At 52.2% G+C, this 17,751-nt stretch carries 18 protein-coding genes; 6 read left to right on the forward strand and 12 right to left on the reverse strand.

Annotated features, from left to right (window positions below):
• Positions 1-21 precede the first annotated feature (21 nt).
• On the reverse strand, positions 22-2,448 hold the full coding sequence (locus tag BUB30_RS02295) for an ABC transporter permease (RefSeq protein WP_073130685.1): 2,427 nt from the start codon (positions 2,446-2,448) through the stop codon (positions 22-24).
• A gap of 196 nt (positions 2,449-2,644) precedes the next feature.
• Between BUB30_RS02295 and BUB30_RS02300 the strand changes: the two genes are divergently transcribed.
• The gene (locus BUB30_RS02300; protein ID WP_178376998.1) at positions 2,645-4,141 is read left to right on the forward strand and encodes an MFS transporter; all 1,497 of its coding nucleotides are present in this window, start codon (positions 2,645-2,647) and stop codon (positions 4,139-4,141) included.
• 178 nt (positions 4,142-4,319) lie between these two features.
• Complete coding sequence (locus tag BUB30_RS02305; RefSeq protein WP_073130690.1) at positions 4,320-5,438, forward strand: Gfo/Idh/MocA family protein; 1,119 nt, start codon at positions 4,320-4,322, stop codon at positions 5,436-5,438.
• A gap of 132 nt (positions 5,439-5,570) precedes the next feature.
• Here the strand turns inward: BUB30_RS02305 and BUB30_RS02310 are convergent, their stop codons facing one another.
• From BUB30_RS02310 to BUB30_RS02330, 5 genes are all read right to left on the reverse strand, one after another.
• Positions 5,571-5,996 (reverse strand): hypothetical protein, encoded by a 426-nt coding sequence (locus BUB30_RS02310; RefSeq protein ID WP_073130693.1) that lies wholly within the window; start codon positions 5,994-5,996, stop codon positions 5,571-5,573.
• Between the two features lie 124 nt (positions 5,997-6,120).
• Positions 6,121-6,987 (reverse strand): energy transducer TonB, encoded by an 867-nt coding sequence (locus BUB30_RS02315; RefSeq protein WP_073130695.1) that lies wholly within the window; start codon positions 6,985-6,987, stop codon positions 6,121-6,123.
• 119 nt (positions 6,988-7,106) lie between these two features.
• Positions 7,107-7,700, reverse strand: a complete 594-nt coding sequence (locus BUB30_RS02320) for an energy transducer TonB (RefSeq protein WP_143164734.1) — start codon at positions 7,698-7,700, stop codon at positions 7,107-7,109.
• 18 nt (positions 7,701-7,718) lie between these two features.
• On the reverse strand, positions 7,719-7,979 hold the full coding sequence (locus BUB30_RS02325; protein WP_073130701.1) for a hypothetical protein: 261 nt from the start codon (positions 7,977-7,979) through the stop codon (positions 7,719-7,721).
• A 26-nt stretch (positions 7,980-8,005) separates the two neighbouring features.
• Positions 8,006-8,869: an energy transducer TonB gene (locus tag BUB30_RS02330; RefSeq protein WP_073130705.1), complete on the reverse strand. Its 864-nt coding sequence runs from the start codon at positions 8,867-8,869 to the stop codon at positions 8,006-8,008.
• 157 nt (positions 8,870-9,026) lie between these two features.
• On the opposite strand from BUB30_RS02330, the gene BUB30_RS02335 reads away from it, so the two are divergent.
• Both BUB30_RS02335 and BUB30_RS02340 read left to right on the forward strand, forming a co-directional pair.
• Complete coding sequence (locus BUB30_RS02335; protein ID WP_073130708.1) at positions 9,027-9,875, forward strand: helix-turn-helix domain-containing protein; 849 nt, start codon at positions 9,027-9,029, stop codon at positions 9,873-9,875.
• A 151-nt stretch (positions 9,876-10,026) separates the two neighbouring features.
• Positions 10,027-10,428, forward strand: coding sequence for a DinB family protein (locus BUB30_RS02340; protein ID WP_073130711.1), 402 nt, complete (start codon positions 10,027-10,029; stop codon positions 10,426-10,428).
• A gap of 162 nt (positions 10,429-10,590) precedes the next feature.
• Here BUB30_RS02340 and BUB30_RS02345 read toward each other — a convergent pair whose 3' ends face one another.
• Both BUB30_RS02345 and BUB30_RS02350 read right to left on the reverse strand, forming a co-directional pair.
• On the reverse strand, positions 10,591-11,343 hold the full coding sequence (locus tag BUB30_RS02345; RefSeq protein WP_073130712.1) for a ThuA domain-containing protein: 753 nt from the start codon (positions 11,341-11,343) through the stop codon (positions 10,591-10,593).
• A gap of 78 nt (positions 11,344-11,421) precedes the next feature.
• Positions 11,422-12,195: a ThuA domain-containing protein gene (locus tag BUB30_RS02350; RefSeq protein ID WP_073130715.1), complete on the reverse strand. Its 774-nt coding sequence runs from the start codon at positions 12,193-12,195 to the stop codon at positions 11,422-11,424.
• A 243-nt stretch (positions 12,196-12,438) separates the two neighbouring features.
• On the opposite strand from BUB30_RS02350, the gene BUB30_RS02355 reads away from it, so the two are divergent.
• Together BUB30_RS02355 and BUB30_RS02360 are read left to right on the forward strand one after the other, a co-directional pair.
• Positions 12,439-13,536 (forward strand): Gfo/Idh/MocA family protein, encoded by a 1,098-nt coding sequence (locus BUB30_RS02355; protein ID WP_073130716.1) that lies wholly within the window; start codon positions 12,439-12,441, stop codon positions 13,534-13,536.
• 103 nt (positions 13,537-13,639) lie between these two features.
• Complete coding sequence (locus tag BUB30_RS02360; RefSeq protein ID WP_073134668.1) at positions 13,640-14,728, forward strand: Gfo/Idh/MocA family protein; 1,089 nt, start codon at positions 13,640-13,642, stop codon at positions 14,726-14,728.
• 69 nt (positions 14,729-14,797) lie between these two features.
• Here BUB30_RS02360 and BUB30_RS02365 read toward each other — a convergent pair whose 3' ends face one another.
• From BUB30_RS02365 to BUB30_RS02380, 4 genes are all read right to left on the reverse strand, one after another.
• On the reverse strand, positions 14,798-15,739 hold the full coding sequence (locus tag BUB30_RS02365) for a polysaccharide deacetylase family protein (protein WP_073130718.1): 942 nt from the start codon (positions 15,737-15,739) through the stop codon (positions 14,798-14,800).
• A gap of 86 nt (positions 15,740-15,825) precedes the next feature.
• Positions 15,826-16,209 (reverse strand): hypothetical protein, encoded by a 384-nt coding sequence (locus tag BUB30_RS02370; RefSeq protein ID WP_073130719.1) that lies wholly within the window; start codon positions 16,207-16,209, stop codon positions 15,826-15,828.
• Between the two features lie 4 nt (positions 16,210-16,213).
• Complete coding sequence (locus tag BUB30_RS02375; RefSeq protein WP_073130721.1) at positions 16,214-16,561, reverse strand: hypothetical protein; 348 nt, start codon at positions 16,559-16,561, stop codon at positions 16,214-16,216.
• Between the two features lie 152 nt (positions 16,562-16,713).
• Positions 16,714-17,547: a hypothetical protein gene (locus BUB30_RS02380; protein ID WP_245804019.1), complete on the reverse strand. Its 834-nt coding sequence runs from the start codon at positions 17,545-17,547 to the stop codon at positions 16,714-16,716.
• Positions 17,548-17,751: the final 204 nt, after the last annotated feature.

Consider the following 17,751-nt stretch of genomic DNA (forward strand, 5'->3'; position numbering starts at 1 on the left):
CACCCGGTTAGAGCAAAGGCATCACTCCGATCGCAACACTTTTGCCGGATTGATCGCCGCTCCCCGGATCACCTGCAAGCTCACGGTGGACAACGCTACGATCGCCAGGATCAACACCGGGACAACAAACAGATCCCATCCTAAACCAATGCGGAACGCGAAGCCTTGCAACCAAGAGTCGATCCCAAACCAGGCCATCGGCAAGGCGATGGCCGAGGCAACCAGGACGAGCCGGAGAAATTGTTTCGACAGCAGGTAGACAATGCTGGTGGTGGTTGCCCCCAGCACTTTTCGCACACCGATCTCTTTCAATTTTTGAGCGGTGGTGAACGCGGCCAAACCCCACAAACCCAGGCACGAGATGGCCACCGCCAGCAGGGCAAAGAGCCCGAAGATCTTGCCGAATTGCTGATCGCTTCTGTATTGCCCGTTGAATGACTCGTCGAGGAAATAATAATTGTAGGGATCTCCGGGAATTAATTCTTTGTAGAGTTTGCCAATAGCCTCTACGGTAGAATTGACGGGCCCTTTGGCGAGAAGAATGGATACGGCTGTCGTGGAAATGGTGTCTGCTTTGAAAAGAAAGGGAACGTAGTCGGTTTTCAACGAATTCCAATTGTAGTTCTTCAACACGCCGAGGATGGCGACGGTGTCATCGCCCAGGATCAATTGTTCTTTTAAGGCCTGTTCGGCGGTGCCAAGGCCATACGCCTGGAGCGCGGTCTCGTTGATGATGACGGATTCCATGTCGGAGCGGATGGCGGGGTTGAAGTTCCTGCCGGCAGCAAATTTGATGTCGTAGGTGTCGATGAAATCGGGATCGATCCACACCACACTTCCATCGCGGGAGTCGCTGCGTGGTGAGCCGCTTTTGCGTACGTCGGCGCCCCAGTTGTGGCCCCCGCCGGGGATGGCTGCCGAGGTGGCTACGCGCGTGATGCCGGGGAGTTTTTTAAGTTCTTCTTTGAAGATCGCCAGCTTTTGTTGCGAGGCTTTGAACGACAACGTGCTGGGACCATTCACGATCAGCATTTGTTCGGTTTGCAACCCTTTATCCTGATGGCGCATGAACGTGATCTGGCGATAGACTACAAAGGTGCCCATGATCAGGATCAGGGACGCGGAGAATTGAAAAACCACCAGGGCTTTTCGCAGGGAAAATCCTTTGCTTTCGGAGCGGCCTTTCAACACATCGGTGATGCGGAACGCGGACAACGCCAGCGATGGATAAGCACCCGAAGCCAACGAACCGGTTACAAATAAACCCAACAACGCGAACCAAAGCCGCGGGTCGGCGAAATCAAATTCCAGCGATTTGCCAATGATCTCGCCCAGCAAAGGAAGTAATAAAACAGCCAGGCCAACGGCCAACCCAATGCCTAGCAAGTTGATGAGCAACGATTCAAAAAAGAACTGCGACACCAGTTGACGGCGCTGTGCACCGACAACCTTCTTGATGCCCACCTCCCGTGCACGCTCCATGGCCCGGGCGGTGGAAAGGTTGATGTAGTTGATCCAGGCGATGAAAAGAATGAAGGCGGCGATCAAACCAAAAAAATAGATCATACCATGGCTTGTGGCGTCGCTGTCGTGCAGGAGACCGGGGCTGAGGTGGATGTCGCGGATCGGTTGAAGTCCGAGTAGGGTGTTTGTATTGGACTCTGACTGCCGCTCGTCGAATTGATGCCGGGCGAATCCGGTGAGTTTCGTGTTCGCGGTCGCGGCGGTGGCGTGGTCGTTCAGTTCAATATAGGTGACGAAGTTGTTCCACTTCCACCCGTCGTCTTCTTTGTATTGTTGATTTTGCAAGAGGTCGTGAGAAGGCACGAGCACGGTAAACCAGAAGTGCGAGTTGGGTGGCACATCTTCCAGCACCGCTGTCACGGTGTAGTCGCCATTGCTCCATCCTGTTCCGGTGAGCCGGATCGTTTTGCCGATGGCTGATTCTTTGCCAAAATATTTTTCGGCCATGGACTTTGTGATCACCATCGCGTGGGGGTCGTCCAATGCCGTGGCAGGGTTGCCTTCGACGGCCTTGAAGGTGAACGCCCGGAGAAATGTGGAGTCCACGATGTTGATGGTGTATTCGTGAAACGCAAGGGCCTCACCGCTGGGTGGCTGATAGATCATGACGGCGCCACCATACATCGGGTGTGTCCGAATGTAACGCTTCACCTCCGGGAGCTCCGTCGCTAATGCCGGGCCGAGTCCGTACGTGGACGTGATGGTGGCGATGCGTTTCTCGTGGTTTTGATACACGGTCCGCGTGATGCGATACAGATTTTTTTCGTTGACGTGGAAGTTGTCATAGCTCGTCTCAAAATCGATGTATTTCAGAATGACCATGCAAGCCGAAACCCCCAGGGCCAGACCAAAAATGTTGATGAACGAGAACAACTTCCGCTTGAAGAGGTTCCGCACAGCGAGTGTAAAGAAGTTTTTTAGCATGGTCGTTAGGGTTCTGTTCCGGAGGAGAACCTCGGAAAAACGATGAGGTTACGGATCATGACAAAAAAAGTTTCACTCGCCATGGGAGCTTCGTGCCGGTTTACGCCTCCATTTTGTCGCAATCACCTCCCCACATCCCCCGTCAAGGTTTGTAGTTTTGAAATGATCATTTCTGCTTATGGAACCACACCTTACGATGGCATCCTCAACCCGCGCCGGCCGCCGCGAATGGATTGGGCTGGCCGTTTTGATCTTCCCTACGCTACTGGTATCGATGGATTCCACCGTTACCTATCTGGCCCTTCCAGCCATCAGCGCCGAGCTGAAACCAACGGGTTCACAACTCCTGTGGATCACCGACATCTATACTTTCCTGGAAGGAGGTTTTCTCATCATCATGGGCGCCCTGGGCGACCGCGTGGGCCGCAAGCGCCTGCTGATGATTGGCTTCATCTTGTTTGCAGCCGCCAGTGTCATGGCCGCCTTTGCCGGTAGCCCGGCGTGGCTCATCGCCGCCCGCGCGTTGTTGGGAATGACGGGCGCCATCATCTTGCCGTGCACGCTTTCGCTGATCCGCAGCCTCTTCCACGACGATCGCCAGCGCACCGCGGCTTTTGGCCTCTATACCGCGAGCTATTCGGGCGGCACCATGCTGGGTCCATTGATCGGCGGTGTGTTGCTCACGCATTTCTGGTGGGGATCGGTGTTCCTCATCAGCGTGCCCCTCATGCTCCTCTTCCTTTTTGCTTCGCCGCTGCTGCCTGAGTATCGCGATCCGGAGGCCAAACAATTCAGCCTGATGAATGCCCTGCTCCTGCTCACCGGCACGCTGTCGGTCATCTTTGGTGTGAAGCGAATCGCCGAGTCGGGAGGAATGGATTGGATCTCGTTGACGACGGTTTTAGGTGGGCTGGTGATCTCGGGGATCTTTGTGTATTCGCAGACCATCGTCCGAAATCCCCTGTTGAACCTGAGCTTATTCCGGATCCCGGCGTTTAGCGTAACGTTGTCAACACTTTTCCTGGGGCTGTTCTGTTGGGCGGGACTTTACTTGTTTCTCACGCAATACATGCAACTGGTGCTGGGCTACGATCCGCTCAAGGCCGGTTTGCTCACGCTGTTGCCGGTGGCCATCACGGTGGCCGGGTGCATCCTGGCGCCCCAGACGTTGCGTTGGGTGAGCCGGTCGGTCACGATCCTGTTGGGCAACGTGCTCATGCTGGGGTCTATCGTGTTGCTGGCACAACTTTCCACAGCGACCGACCTATTCTTGCTCATCGCCGGTTTCGCCGGTTTCAACCTGGGCTGTGGCATTGTGGTGACGATGGGCATCGACATGGTGGTGTCGGTTGCGCCCCATGAGCAAGCCGGGGCCGCGTCGGGCATTTCGGAGAGCAGCACCACGTTCGGACAAGCGTTTGGTGTGGCTTTGCTGGGCAGCGTGGGCACGGCCGTGTATCGTTCCAAGATGTCTGCGTTCGCGGACACAACGTTGTCGGAAGAAGCGCACGGCACGTTGGGTGGCGCGCTGGAAGCGTCTAAACAACTTCCCATCGACGCCGGCCTGGCACTGGCAAACCATGCGCGCCAGGCTTTTGTCGATTCTTTCCACATGGCCTCCCTCCTGGCCGCGGCGGCCATCCTGCTGATGATCGGCGTTTTCCTGGCCGTCATGAAGCGCAGTTCGCAGTGAAAGCGGCCTGATCCATCTTTGCGTTAACATTGCGCTTTTGCGTCTCCGCGGTAAAAAAACTCACCACCTATCAAACCTAATCTCCCACCAAACAAATCGGTGTCTCCTATTGTGTGATCCTGTTTACAGAACCCGCCTAATTTCTGTATCATTGTTAAGACACCAAAAGACTAAACCCATGAACTCTCGCAGGAACTTCCTCCAAAAAATGGCCGGCTCTGCACTGGCCCTTCCCGTGCTATCGTCCATCACCACCAAAGCGCATGCCGCTAAGCCACAGCCGCCCTATCAGGGTCCCGTGCTACGCGTGGCGATCCTGGGCCTGGGCAGCTATGGCGAACGCGTGGCCGAGGCCATGAAGGATTGTCAGCGCGCCAAGCTGGTGGGCCTGGTTAGCGGCACACCCGCCAAATTGAAAACGTGGCAAGCTAAATACGGCATTGCCGAAAAGAATTGTTATAACTACGAGACCCTCGACCAGATCAAAAACAACCCCGACATCGACGCGGTCTACGTCATCACACCCAACGGCCTTCACAAAGATTTCAGTGTGCGCGTGGCCAAAGCCGGCAAACATGTGATCTGCGAAAAGCCCATGGCCAACGACGCCAAAGAAGCACAACAAATGGTAGACGCCTGCAAAGCCGCCAAGGTAAAATTACTCATCGGCTATCGCATGCACTTCGAACCCATCACGCTCGACATCGTGCACAAACGCAAGGCCGGTGACTTTGGCAAGGTGTTGTTCTTCCAGGGTCTTTCCGGTTTCATCATCGGCGATCCAACGCAGTGGCGTCTCAACAAAAAGCTCGCGGGCGGCGGTGCCATGATGGACATCGGCATCTACTCCATCAACGGATCGCGCTACATGATCGGCGAAGATCCCATTTGGGTAACGGCCCAGGAGGTGAAAACGAATCCCGAAAAATTCAAGGAAGGTGTCGACGAAACCATCACGTTCCAGCTCGGTTTTCCCGGCGGCGCAGTAGCCTCCTGTTTGTCGACCTATAGCCTGAACAACCTAGATCGCTTCTTCCTCGATGGCGACAAGGGCTATGCCGAAATGGGTCCCAGCACCGGCTATGGTCCGATCAAGGGCCGCACCAACAAAGGGGAAGTCACTTACCCGCACGTCACGCACCAGACGGTGCAGATGGATGAGATGTCGGATATTATTTTGAAGGGCAAGCAGCCGGAAATCCCGGTGGATGGTGAGGAAGGTTTGAAGGATATGAAGATTGTCGACGCGATCTTTCAGGCCGTGAAAACGGGTGGAAAGGTGGCGATTAAATATTAGCGGATACAAGACTTTGAAATGAAGAGCAGGATCGTGCAGACGGTCCTGCTTTTTTTGTTGCCAACAAGATCCTTTAGTTAGGGCAAACGAATTTAACCAGCCTTGTGCTGAAGTCGAAAATGTAGCATTTTCTTATGCAATTCCCTGAAGCTTTTCAATCAGGATTTCCACGCTGGATTGGTTTGATCGGGACAATCTTGGATGTTGCCTCAGGTCAACAACAATATTACTCAACGACACGCCATTAATTTCTCGTATTCCAAGGTTGACTATCCTGATGAGCATGTTAAGACCCATTTCCGACGGCTGTCTATTCAAAGAGCGGAGTAATTCCGTTTCATAATCAGGGAGGGTTTCAATTCCGTGCATGGCCGACCAAAAAACACCTGCCCCATTATCCTCCGGAAATCTTTCAAAGAGATTGAACATCGCGCCGATTCCCTGATTTGGATTTCCCGAAGCCCACAACTCGCTCAGCAAATCATCAGCCTTAAGCCAATTTCCGTCCTCAGGCTCGAAGTTGTTTAAATCTTCAATTATTTTTTGAAAGGGTCGCATGTAACCCAGACGGAAAAGTTCGATTAATTTATAATGGGATGTACTCGTCCATCGTATAAGAATTATGAGAATATGTTTATGGACATTAAGAATTAGAAAGCGGCAGAATTTTCAACAGCCATGCTCATGGCCTCAATTTGAATTTGATCGGCAACACAAATCGGCACTTGACGATTTTTCCACGCGATTCTCCCGGGATCCACGGCTTCAGCGATTTGACCACGGCCATCGCTTCGTCGTCGCAGGCGGCGTCAAAGCCCTTGAGCACTTCGACGTCGGTGATCATGCCCTGCTTGTCGATCACAAAGCTGACAAAGACGGTTCCCTGCAAGCCGCTCCGGCGGGCAGACTTCGGATATCGCAGGCTGGCCGATACGTCGCGTGCCAATGCACTTAGTCCGCCGCGGTATTCGGCTATTTTTTCGATGGTCAGGTAGACCGTGTCTTGGGTGGTTTTGTGTACGTTGTATAAAGAGACCGTGAGGGAATCGCGAATCTCTTCGTATTGATCGAAATCGCCTTCTATGGGAACTTTTACGATGCCGTTGCCGGACGATATCTGGTCTTTCCCGTCCTCTGTGTAGTAGTGCACGAACACATCATCGGCAACACCCGGGAGGGGGTGCCGGATCATTTCCTTTTCCGGTTTTCCGCTTTTGTAGTAGGTTTTATACACGCCTGTTTCTTTGCCATCCACGGAATGCTCCTCCGACTCCAGTGTGCCGTCTTCGTAGTAGCTCAGGCTCTTCCCGTTCCTGATCACGGGGTTGTCGCGATCGCATTCTGTTACATCTTTTAATTTTCCTGAAATGTAATAGGTGCGCACCAGGCTCAACTGGTTGGTGACTTCGAGCGTGCGGTAATACGCAGCATTTTTCGCATCCGGCAACTTGTTCCAGGCGCTGTCAAGATATTTGGTGATGGTTTCTTGCGATTGGGCTTTCGCGGAAATGGAGATCAGAACAAGGAAGAAAACAAATCCGTGTTTCATGGTGCAACGGGGTTTAGGTAAACCACCCTTAGTTGTCAAAGGATGAATTCGAAACATACAAAAAAATGTATAGATCAAAAATACCTGGAGGGGTGTGCTCTGAAAAGTGTTAGAAAAAACTATCGCCTGCTTCCCGACAGTTTGAATTTTATGGGCATAACGAACTGGCTGTTGACGGGCTTTCCCTCAAAGAGGCCTGGCTTCCAGTTGTCCAATGCATTGATGGTGCGAAGCGCTTCGGCGTCGCATTCAGGGTCGAAGCCTTTTAGAACACTGGTGTCGGCTAATTTGCCATCCTTTCGAATGACCATCGAAACGAAAACAGTTCCCTCTTTACCGCCTCTGCGCGCTGATGCCGGATAATGCAACGTACGTCCTATATCTTTGGCCAGGGCATTCATGCCGCCCTTATACTCGCCGGGGTTGGTTGTCATGGCAAAAACGGTGTCTTGGTTGCTCAACTGCACGGCGAAGGTGGCCTCGGTTACCGAGTTGACAATCACGTGAAAGAAGTGCCGCTCGCTGTTGGTTCTCACCAGAATGGTTCCCTTGCCACCAGGAAGCATTTCTACACCTTCCGGTGACCAGAAGTGTTTATAAACCGTGTTATATTTAGCATCGGTCGTGGTCTCCATGCGCGGTTTCGCGTCGGGATAATAGTAGCGATGCGTACCCTGCTCATCACCGTCGCGATAGTCTCCCTCGTGTTCCACTGCTCCGTTTTCGTAGTACTAGACGGTCTTGCCATCCCGGACCATTTTTTTTCCATTGAACTTCTGTTCCGAAACGGTTTCAATCTTGCCGGAGATGTAATAATCGCGCACGACCGTGAGCGATTCTTTTTTCTCCAGCGTTCTGTAATAGGTTGCTCCTTCTGACCCGGTCAGCGGCGTCCAGTCTTTGTCAAAATATTGTTTCGGGAGTTCGCTGTCTTGCGCTTTCGCGGATGTGTAAAGGATCAAGGCAACCAGGGGGATAAAGAATCGATTCATAACGTTTTGACGTATCTATTGGGTTACTATGGAAGCCTGAAATATATCGGCAAAACAAACCTCGACTTCGTCACCTGGCCCAACCTCTCGCCGGGAATCCACGGTTTCATGGAAGCAATCGCAGCAACCGCCACCGCATCCAATGCAGGGTGAACTCCCTTCACAACTTTGACGTCGGTCACGTTACCTTTTTTGTCGATGACAAATGAAACGAATACCGAACCAGACACCCGCTTTCGTCGAGCCTCCTTGGGATACGTCAAACGACCTTGAATGTGACGGCTCATCGCCTTGATCCCGCCTTTGTATTCTGCTGGTTTCTCCAACGCAACGGAGGTCGTGTCGCCGGTGATTTGAGATACCTTGTAGGCGAATACCGTCACTGAATCCTTCACTTCTTCATACACATCAAAACCCGGTTCATTGATTTCGACGTTGATCACGCCTTTTCCATTCGGCAACAGCTCGTGGCCATCTTTTGAAAAGTAATGAATGAAAACCTCCTCAGCACCCAGTGCGGCGGTCCTGCTTTCCTTTTGCAGCGACCCGTTCTCGTAGTAGGTCTTTTGCGTCCCGACACGCTTTCCATGGTCCCATCTTTCTTCCTCTTTCAGAGCGCCGCTTTCGTAGTATCGCAGCATTTTTCCGTGAGCTGTTTCGAGAGCCTCATCTAAGTACTCTGCGTATCGCTGTTTTTTTCCAGAAATGTAATAGTTACGAACCAGGTAAATGCTGTCCTTTTGCTCAACCGTTTTGTAAAATGCAGCTGTTTTCGGATCGGTGACCGCTTCCCAGTCTTGGTTAAAATATCCGGCGATTTGTTCGGCAGATTGGGCTGTCACACGCGTTGCGGCCAGCAAGGCGATCGTCAAAAAAAGGCAGAATTTCATAGGGAGTGTAACGCCGGGGATATGCAGATTTCAGGGAACGTAATAGCAGCGTGCAAGCTAACAAAGAGGCATACAAATCGCAACCCTCCCGGGGACGCAACATTCTCACGAGCAAGTGAAACAACATTGCCTCGAACGAAGTTTATTAACATATACCATGGAAGCCGACATCCACACCCTCTACACCTCCGGATTCTACCGCGTCATCGACTTCAAATGCCGGTGCACCGACTGCCGCACGTCCAAACCAGAATATAGCGAATCGTTCAGCATCAGTTATGTGCGCAAAGGCAATTTTCTCTTCAACGTCTTTCGCTACGCGCTGGACTCTTACAGCGGCTGCGTGCTGGTGACCAAGCCCGGCTACGAACGCACGGTGACGCACACCCACGAAGTGCCCGACGAGTGCACCATCTTCGATTTCAGAAACGACTTTCATGCAGCCCTGATCGAGCAGTACGGCAACCTCCCTTTCTTCCGGAACCCTGACCTCCACTCCACCCTGATCCGCACCACGCCTGAAATGGAGTTTCTGCACCATCACATCCTGCGCCTCATCCTAACCCAGGCCGGCAGCAAACTGGAGATCGACAACCTTGTGCTCGAGGTGATCGAAAAAACGCTGGCACGCATCGGCGACTACACGCCCGACCATCGCATCAACCCGAGACTGAAAAAGAACCACCTCATCACCATCGAAACCGCCAAGGCCTACATCGCCGAAAATTTCGTCAACGACATCTCACTCCTGGAGATCGCCCGGCATTGTTGCGTGAGCCCCTTCCATTTCAGCCGCATCTTCAAAACATTTACCGGCGAGCCACCCCACCGGTTCCTGCTGTCGGTGCGTCTGAAAAATGCGGAGTTACTCTTAAAGAATACCAGTCTGCCCGTAGCCGACGCAGCGTTCTCGTCGGGATTTAACAGCATCGAATATTTCACTGCGGCGTTTCGCCAGCGCTATCACTGCCCACCGGCCACCTACCGGAAAGGCGTCCCCGCCTAGTACGCTCCCCAAAAAGAGCAAGATTCCTAAAGTCCCCTTCCCTACCCACGACTAATTTTGCTATTGCTAAAGGGGTATCAAAAAATCGTTCGGCCGGACGTTTCGTTTGCGCATGCCCTGTAGCGAATGTTAAATCATAAATTTTTATACCATGAAAGATCTGTTAAAGACATTGGAAAATTCAAAGACCTACACCCTCAGCGTGGCGCAGGCCATGCCCGACAAAGGCTATACCTCCAAGCCCGCAGAAGGCGTCTGGAACTTTGGCGAACTGCTGCACCACATTGCCTATGGCATTCAATGGTGGGAGGATAACTATATAAAAGGCAACAAGGTGGATTGGAATCCTCCGGCGGCGAACACCGGGAAGAAAGAGGTTGCGGCCTATTTAAACAAGGCCTACGACGACCTGAAAAAAACGCTCGGTCATGCGCTTACACCCGACCAGGTAAAGGGTTTTTATGCTACGCTGGACCACATCACCCATCATCGTGGACAGGCTGTCACCTATCTGCGCGCACAGGGTGTTACTCCGCCGGAGTATCTGTATTGATGAGCCCTTGATTTGAGAGACATTTGAATAAATCAGAAAAGCCGGTTCACGCCGGCTTTTTTATACATTGGTTGCTGCGATCGAATTCAAAGAAAAGAAAACCAAACCATCCACCCACCAACAACACCATTGCCTTCGACAGTCCCACATCATCACGGTCCATCACTCCGCCGCCCACAAAATCGCATTTCTCACCAGCATCACATAATTCGGATCCGTACACAACGAAGCATCGTGCCCAATCCCAATATACACCACGCGATGATAATGCTCATTGGTCCAAATGATGGGATGATCGCCCATAGGCTTGTTCTGCTTGTAGGTAGACTCATCCGCCGTCGCGAGCACATGCACATTTGAGCGGGGACTTTTGTTAAATTCATACCATTCATCCGCCACCTCAAAACGCTCCGGCAGGTTTCGCATCACGGGATGCTGACGGTCCTCCACCACCACGCTACCTTTTTGAAACGCGGGATGTGGCGAGTAGATCACGTCGCCCATAAGACTCTCGAACCATTGCCAGTAGCGCGCACCCGGTTTTAGAAAATCCTTGCCCGTCAATCCCGCAGCATGCAACCCAACCCAGCCCTTGCCCTGGCGGATGAATTTCTCCATGGCGTCTTGTTGCCCGCGCGTCATATCGAAGGGCGCCAGCTGCACCTGCACGATCACCTGGTATTGCGCGAGATTGGCGTCGTTGAGTTTGCTGGTGTCGGCCGTGATGTCGATGACAAAATTGTTTTTAGCGGCCAGCGACTCGAGAAAGGGTTTGGCCGCAGTCATCATCTGGTTATGATCCGGATGCCCCGACAACAACGCCAACACCCGAAACCCCGGCTTGCCCTGCGCCACGCCCCATGCCACCAACACGGCAAAGCACGTCAACAAAACACGTCTCAAAAAGGTATCCATGAAAAATAAAATTAGTCTCTAAATAAAAGCTCCACCATCATGTCACCAACAACAAATCGCGGTCTCACCACGGATTCCTCACTTCTTCGAAGCCCACTCAATAGCATTACTGAACATTTTCTTGTAGTCCGCGCTCTTAAACAAACTCGGATCATGTCCCATAAAAATATAAACGTTCCGCGCTTTGTATTTCGGATTCGTCCACACCACCGGGTGATCCCCCATCTTGATATCGCTATTCGGCGAGTAGGTCCCTTCATCCACACTCGCCAGCACATGTACATTGGCTCGTGGGCTGGCATCGTAAGTATAGAACTCCTCTTTTTCGATAAAGAACTTGCCCGGAATTTTTTTCATCACGGGATGTGCCTTGTCTTCTACGTTTACCGTGGCCGAGACGAACGTGGCAATATAATTTTTGAAGCGGATGCTTCCCATAAATTCATGAAACCAGGGCCACATGGCATAGCCATCGAACTCGCCCAACAACGTGGCGTGATGGAACCCGATCCAGCCGCCTTTGCCCTCGTTGATGTAGCGTTCGAAAGATGCTTTCGCGGAGTCGCTCCACATGTAGGGCGGATAGTTCAATTGGATAAAAAGCTGGTACTGCGCTAAAAATGCGTCGTTCACTTTTTCGGCATTCTCGATATAGTCGATTGCGAATCCCTTGGTCTTGGCTTCTTCCTCCAGCCACAACCGGGCGGCGTCCACATAGGGCCGGTGACGGTCGCCCATTTCGGCCAGCACGACAACTTTAAATTTGGGTGATTTTTTCTTTTGCGCCATCGCCGGCGACAGGCTCATTGCCATAAACACACTGCACACACAAAGGAGATAGAATTTTTTCATAGGTCGGAAGTTGGACGTCTATTGCTATTTACAATAAAGTATAAACTTTTGCAGCAGTTTCTTTTGCATGGTTTATTCTTGATGTGCGTACGTCAATTGCGACATGCTAGCGGCGGGCACCCGCGAGGTGGTTTCGCCTGTTGAGAGAAAGATGTGCACGACTCCATCACCGCGACAGGAATGTTGTTGCACTTCTGTGTGAGAACTGCTAAACTTGTCACACACCACACAACCCAAGCCATTATGTTTCGTCTCGTTTCTTTTCTCCTCCTGATCGTATTCGCCGCGAGCGCCGCCGCCCAAACCAACAGCAAACCCTTTCGCATCGGGGTGGCTGGTCTCAACCACGGTCACGCCGGTGTGATCCTGAGCCGCGCCCACGACGGCGACATAGAAATTGTCGGCATCGCCGAACCCGACCGCATCCTGGCCGAACAATACCTGAAAAAATTCAACCTCCCCCTCACCCTCTGGTACCCTACGCTCGCCGAGATGCTCGACAAAGCCAAGCCAGAAGCCGTCACGGGCTTCAACAGCACGTTCGATCACCTGGAAGTGGTGAAGGCCTGCGCCCCGCGAAAGATTCACGTGATGGTAGAAAAGCCGCTGGCCGTGAACAACGACCATGCCCGCCAAATCGCGGCGCTGGCCGAGCAACATAAGATCCATGTGCTCGTCAACTACGAGACTACGTGGTATGGCAGCAACACCGACGTCAGCAGCCGGTTCATCACCGACCACCCTTTTGGCAAGATTCGCAAAGCCGTGGTACACGACGGCCACCAGGGACCGAAAGAGATCCATTGTGGTCCCGAATTTTTGGCGTGGCTGACCGACCCGGTCAAAAATGGTGGTGGCGCCCTGATGGACTTTGGTTGCTATGGCGCCAACCTGCTCACCTGGCTACACCAAGGTGTGCGCCCGCTGGCCGTGGTGGCGGTGACGCAACAACTCAAACCCAACCTCTATCCTAAAGTAGACGACGAGGCCACCATCGTGCTCACCTACCCCGACGGCCAGGCCATCATCCAGGCATCGTGGAACTGGCCCTTCGGCCGCAAGGACATGGAGATCTATGGCGAAACCGGCTATGTGCTGGCCGACAAACAAGGCTCCCGCATCCGTTCCGCCCAGGACAAGCCCGAAGAATACGTGAAAAGCCCCGAGTTGAAAAAGCCTTATAACGACCCCTTCGTCTATCTCGCCGCGGTGGTGCGGGGTGAGATCACGGTGGGACCTTCCGACCTGTCGTCGTTGCAGAACAACCTGATCGTGGTAGAGATCCTGCAGGCGGCAAAGGAATCGGCGCAGCAGGGCAAAACCGTCTATCTGAAGAAGTAGATCGCCGTTGTTTTCTTTGTCGTTGCACGCTGCAAAGGGGAATCGTATATTCGGTTCGGCCGTTCGCGAATGCGAAAAAGCCCTAACCAAAAAACCGAATACCATGATCTCCCGACGATCGTTTATGCAACGCGCAGCCGCCGGCATGGCAGGCCTGTCGTTTGCCGAAAGCGCCTTCTCCAACATTCTGGTGCCTCAGAAAAAAGAACGCCTTGGCGTGGCCCTGGTGGGTCTGGGATACTATAGTACCGATCTCCTGGCTCCGGCCCTGCAACTGACCCAGCACTGCTACCTGGCTGGCATCGTCACGGGCACGCCGGCCAAGGCCGAGCAATGGAAAAAGCAACACAACCTGCCCGACAAGAACATCTACTCCTACGACAACTTCGACACCGTGGCCAACAACCCCGACATCGACGTGATCTATGTGGTGCTGCCGCCTTCCATGCATGCCGAATACAGCATCCGTGCCGCCAAGGCAGGCAAACACGTGTGGTGTGAAAAACCGATGGCCGTTTCGGTGGCCGAATGTCAGAGCATGATCGATGCCTGTAACAAAAACAAAGTGAAGCTCGCCATCGGCTACCGACTGCACCACGAGCCCAACACCCAGCAGATCATGAAATTCGCCAAGGAGCAGGCCTATGGCAAGGTGACGAAGGTGGAAGCAAAAGCAGGCTACTTCGATCCGCGGACCGATCATTGGAAACAAAAGAAAAACATGGGCGGTGGCGTCATGGGCGACATGGGCGTGTATCCGCTGAACGCCGCGCGCTACAGCACGGGCTTGGAGCCGATCGCCGTCACAGCGCAGGCCTCCACCACGCGGCCGGAGATCTACAAGGAAGTGGAAGAGACGATGAACTTCATGCTGGAATTCCCCGGCGGGGCCACGGCCCAATGTGAGGCCAGCTTTGGCAAAAGCATGAACGACCTGATGGTAACGTGTTCGAAGGGTTGGTATAAGCTGTCGCCTTTCCAGGCGTATAGCGGGGTGAATGGCGTGACCAGTGATGGGAAGACATTAAATGCTGTCATTCCGAACGAGCAGGCCCGGCAGATGGATGATGACGCGTTGGCGATTATGAATAACACTAAACTGTTGGCACCGGGTGAGGAAGGGTTGCGAGATATTCGGGTAGTCGAAGCGGTATATCGGTCAGTGGCACAGAAGAAGCGTGTGATGGTATAAATGCCCTAACGGGCTTGCCCGCCGAAGCTTTTGCGAAGGCGGGCGGTCGAAGCAAATGCAAAACAAAATTCAAAGGCCGAGGTTGTCCATCTCGGCTTTTTCGTAGTCGCCGTCTTCGGCGGGATAGCGGAGTTGGCTTTCGAATTTGCCGCTTTGTTTGGCGAGGGCCCAGATCAGGCTTTCACCTGCGGGAATGCTGGTGAGCTTTGACTGGAAGATGGGGTCTTCAAAAGCTTTCTCGGCATCGATAATGTTCCAGCCTTTTTCTTTGAACATCTTGATCAGGTCACCCAGGAACAAGGCATTCACCAGGTTGTGGTGGAGCAACAGAGTATGATGAATGTGCCGCCCCGTGAGTTGAAAAGAGAGTTGCTCATAGTACTGCGCCCGCGCATAGAGATGCTTCAGATAAAATTGACGAAAGCCCTCGAGGTTGGCTTTGGGGTCTGCTCGTAGCCGTTTCAACAACCGGCTATCGATATACCAATCCGACGCATCGATGGTGACGTGGCCATTCCGGTACTGATGCTCCCGCAACAGATCGCGAAAGGCTTCGACTTTGGGTGCGGTATCGCCTTCTTTCAGATAGGGAAACCGAAACATGCGAATGTACTGACCGTAGTGTTGGATGATAGAATCGGTGCGCAGAAATTCGAGCTTGAATTTTTCGAAGGGCACGGATTTACTGCCGTAGTTCAGATGTGAATAGGTGTGATTTCCGATGCGATGACCGGCGTCGTTCCATTGCGTGAGCAAGTACTTTCCCTTTGCATCCAATTTGTTAAATCCCGTCACAAAGAACACGGTCTTTAGTCCGGCATCATTCAAATGTTTCAGCAACATGCCGTTCCACTGCTCAAAAGTATAGCCGGGCATGTTGTTGGTCACACCATCGTCGAATGTAAAGCTGACCGTGGGTTGTGCATAGCCGGTGACGACGAGAAGCAAGAAGCACAGCGTGGTGAGGTGCCTGGTCTTGATGACAGGTTTTTTGGATTCATAACGGTTCATCAACAATGTTACAGAATACGGCGATACGTTACAAATAAAAGAAGCTGTCCTTTTCGGGACAGCTTCCTTCACGCGTGTTATATCAACTAAACAGCAGGACGAATTTCAACAGCGACATTTGCCTTGGAAGCTTTCCGTCCGCGGAAGAAAAGATAGAGATTGAAAAATAACATCAATCCCAAATAAATAGAGAACCCTCCGATTTTCTTGCTCAGGATCTCAACAATCTGCTGACTGGATGCCACGGCCGCGTAGATCTCCAGGATCCACAAAGCAAATCCGACATTCAAAAGATAGAAGCCCACTTCAAAAAGTTTGTTGGTGGCCATCGCGATTTCCGTTTTTCCGCGAAAAATATCCAGCATGAAAACACGGCTGTTTTTGAAAAGCGTGTGGGCAACATACCACGTTAACAACAACGTTACGGGCAGATAGATCAGGTAGGCGGTGAGGACATATGACGTGTTCATAAGACTAGGATTTATGTGGATGATGTAATTTGTTCCAGAGTACGACGGCCGTGATGTTGAAGTAATGCATGACACTGAGCACGATCATGATTCGTCCCACGGAAATTGAAAGGGACCCGATCAGGTCACTTGCCGTTTCGACGGGCGATCGCAGCGTGAGCACCACAAAGACATAGCCGAGGTTGATGAGGTAATAGCCTGTTAATAGTAGCCTATTGACCGAGTCCGTGATGGCCGCCTCCCCCAGCATTGCCAGCAGAAAGGGCCGTCCGTTCCGGAACAAGACCTTGCCGACATATACTGTGATATACCCGGCAATCAGCAGATGAAGGAAAAGGACCAGGGTTTTCATTGTTATGTAACTTTCAATAATTACTGAAAGTACTATATTTAACGCGCGCACGGAAAAAAGGTTGGCGCACCGCGGCGTTGATTTGTCCACGGCATAAAAAAAGCCGCCTCCTGGTGGAGACGGCTCTGTTGATCTTTTATGAAATCAGCTTCCTAGATAGTAGGTCTGAGCTTATAGCCTTTGGTCGGGATGTTGAACCCGGCCGACAGGATGTACTGTGCAGAAAAGAAACTGTGCTGGGCCCTCCCCTGTTCGTAGAGTTTGGCATCGGTATAGTTCGCCCAAGAACCTTTTATGCCAAACTGAAGGAAGAGATAGCGGAACACATCGTATCGAAGGGCACCCCCCACGCCGATCACATAGCCCGACAAGCGGAAGGGCCCATCGTTGTGTTTGCCCATAATGTAGGAGTCGGTCTTGGGAACAAGACCGCCGCCACCCAGGCGGAAGTTCGCGCTCAGCACGTGCTGCTCGTTTCGCGAGTGCACGATTTGCACGCGTTTCAGCAGGCTTATCATGAGGTAGTTGTTGCCGTTTGTATGCTCGAAGTGAACGAAATCGGGAGTTACCACCATCATCGTATCCAGATGATGTTCGTTCACTTGACCGGTGACATGCAGCAACTGGTTGTCGTCCACCACATACTTGAGGTGATTCCAACATACTTCAATACCCAGGTCGTGTTTGTCGTTGAAGAAATAACCTCCGCTCAGCACATACTGAGGTACCGTTAGTGGGGTGTGGAAGAAGTGGTCCCAGTCGGGTTTGTCGCTTGCCTTGGCGTTGTGCAAGGTGAAGTCGTAGTCGCCGGTTTTGTGATCTTCGAAGTGGATTGTGCTGTTGGAGTAGGTATCGCGGTGGTAGCCCCATTCAAAGAAAAATTCGCCTTTCAGCTTCTTCTTTTTTTCACCGGATTCATCATTTTGAGCCTGTAGCGATAGTGTTGCCAAAACGCCCAGGAAGGAAAGAAAGTAAACAAGCCGCATAGATAAAAATTTATTCAACTAATGCGGTGCGAAATAATGGAATAAAACGATGGGAAATGTGGGTTACATGATTTTTATTTCGACCGTAACCTGACCCCTATCTTACATTGGCGCAAATTACCTGTTTTTCGATTAAAACAATCGGTTGAAATACAACGGCGGCGCAATCACTCACGGTGCGTCTATCCTTAAAAAGACCTTAAA

It is taken from the genome of Chryseolinea serpens, assembly GCF_900129725.1.
In the GTDB taxonomy this organism is placed as follows: domain Bacteria; phylum Bacteroidota; class Bacteroidia; order Cytophagales; family Cyclobacteriaceae; genus Chryseolinea; species Chryseolinea serpens.

Excerpts from the sequence above, each read along its gene's own strand:
- BUB30_RS02295 (WP_073130685.1), bottom strand. The coding sequence starts at position 2,448 with ATGCTAAAAAACTTCTTTACACTCGCTGTGCGGAACCTCTTCAAGCGG.
- BUB30_RS02300 (WP_178376998.1), top strand. The coding sequence starts at position 2,645 with ATGGCATCCTCAACCCGCGCCGGCCGCCGCGAATGGATTGGGCTGGCC.
- BUB30_RS02305 (WP_073130690.1), top strand. The coding sequence starts at position 4,320 with ATGAACTCTCGCAGGAACTTCCTCCAAAAAATGGCCGGCTCTGCACTG.
- BUB30_RS02310 (WP_073130693.1), bottom strand. The coding sequence starts at position 5,996 with ATGCGACCCTTTCAAAAAATAATTGAAGATTTAAACAACTTCGAGCCT.
- BUB30_RS02315 (WP_073130695.1), bottom strand. The coding sequence starts at position 6,987 with ATGAAACACGGATTTGTTTTCTTCCTTGTTCTGATCTCCATTTCCGCG.
- BUB30_RS02325 (WP_073130701.1), bottom strand. The coding sequence starts at position 7,979 with ATGAATCGATTCTTTATCCCCCTGGTTGCCTTGATCCTTTACACATCC.
- BUB30_RS02330 (WP_073130705.1), bottom strand. The coding sequence starts at position 8,869 with ATGAAATTCTGCCTTTTTTTGACGATCGCCTTGCTGGCCGCAACGCGT.
- BUB30_RS02335 (WP_073130708.1), top strand. The coding sequence starts at position 9,027 with ATGGAAGCCGACATCCACACCCTCTACACCTCCGGATTCTACCGCGTC.
- BUB30_RS02340 (WP_073130711.1), top strand. The coding sequence starts at position 10,027 with ATGAAAGATCTGTTAAAGACATTGGAAAATTCAAAGACCTACACCCTC.
- BUB30_RS02345 (WP_073130712.1), bottom strand. The coding sequence starts at position 11,343 with ATGGATACCTTTTTGAGACGTGTTTTGTTGACGTGCTTTGCCGTGTTG.
- BUB30_RS02350 (WP_073130715.1), bottom strand. The coding sequence starts at position 12,195 with ATGAAAAAATTCTATCTCCTTTGTGTGTGCAGTGTGTTTATGGCAATG.
- BUB30_RS02355 (WP_073130716.1), top strand. The coding sequence starts at position 12,439 with ATGTTTCGTCTCGTTTCTTTTCTCCTCCTGATCGTATTCGCCGCGAGC.
- BUB30_RS02360 (WP_073134668.1), top strand. The coding sequence starts at position 13,640 with ATGATCTCCCGACGATCGTTTATGCAACGCGCAGCCGCCGGCATGGCA.
- BUB30_RS02365 (WP_073130718.1), bottom strand. The coding sequence starts at position 15,739 with ATGAACCGTTATGAATCCAAAAAACCTGTCATCAAGACCAGGCACCTC.
- BUB30_RS02370 (WP_073130719.1), bottom strand. The coding sequence starts at position 16,209 with ATGAACACGTCATATGTCCTCACCGCCTACCTGATCTATCTGCCCGTA.
- BUB30_RS02375 (WP_073130721.1), bottom strand. The coding sequence starts at position 16,561 with ATGAAAACCCTGGTCCTTTTCCTTCATCTGCTGATTGCCGGGTATATC.
- BUB30_RS02380 (WP_245804019.1), bottom strand. The coding sequence starts at position 17,547 with ATGCGGCTTGTTTACTTTCTTTCCTTCCTGGGCGTTTTGGCAACACTA.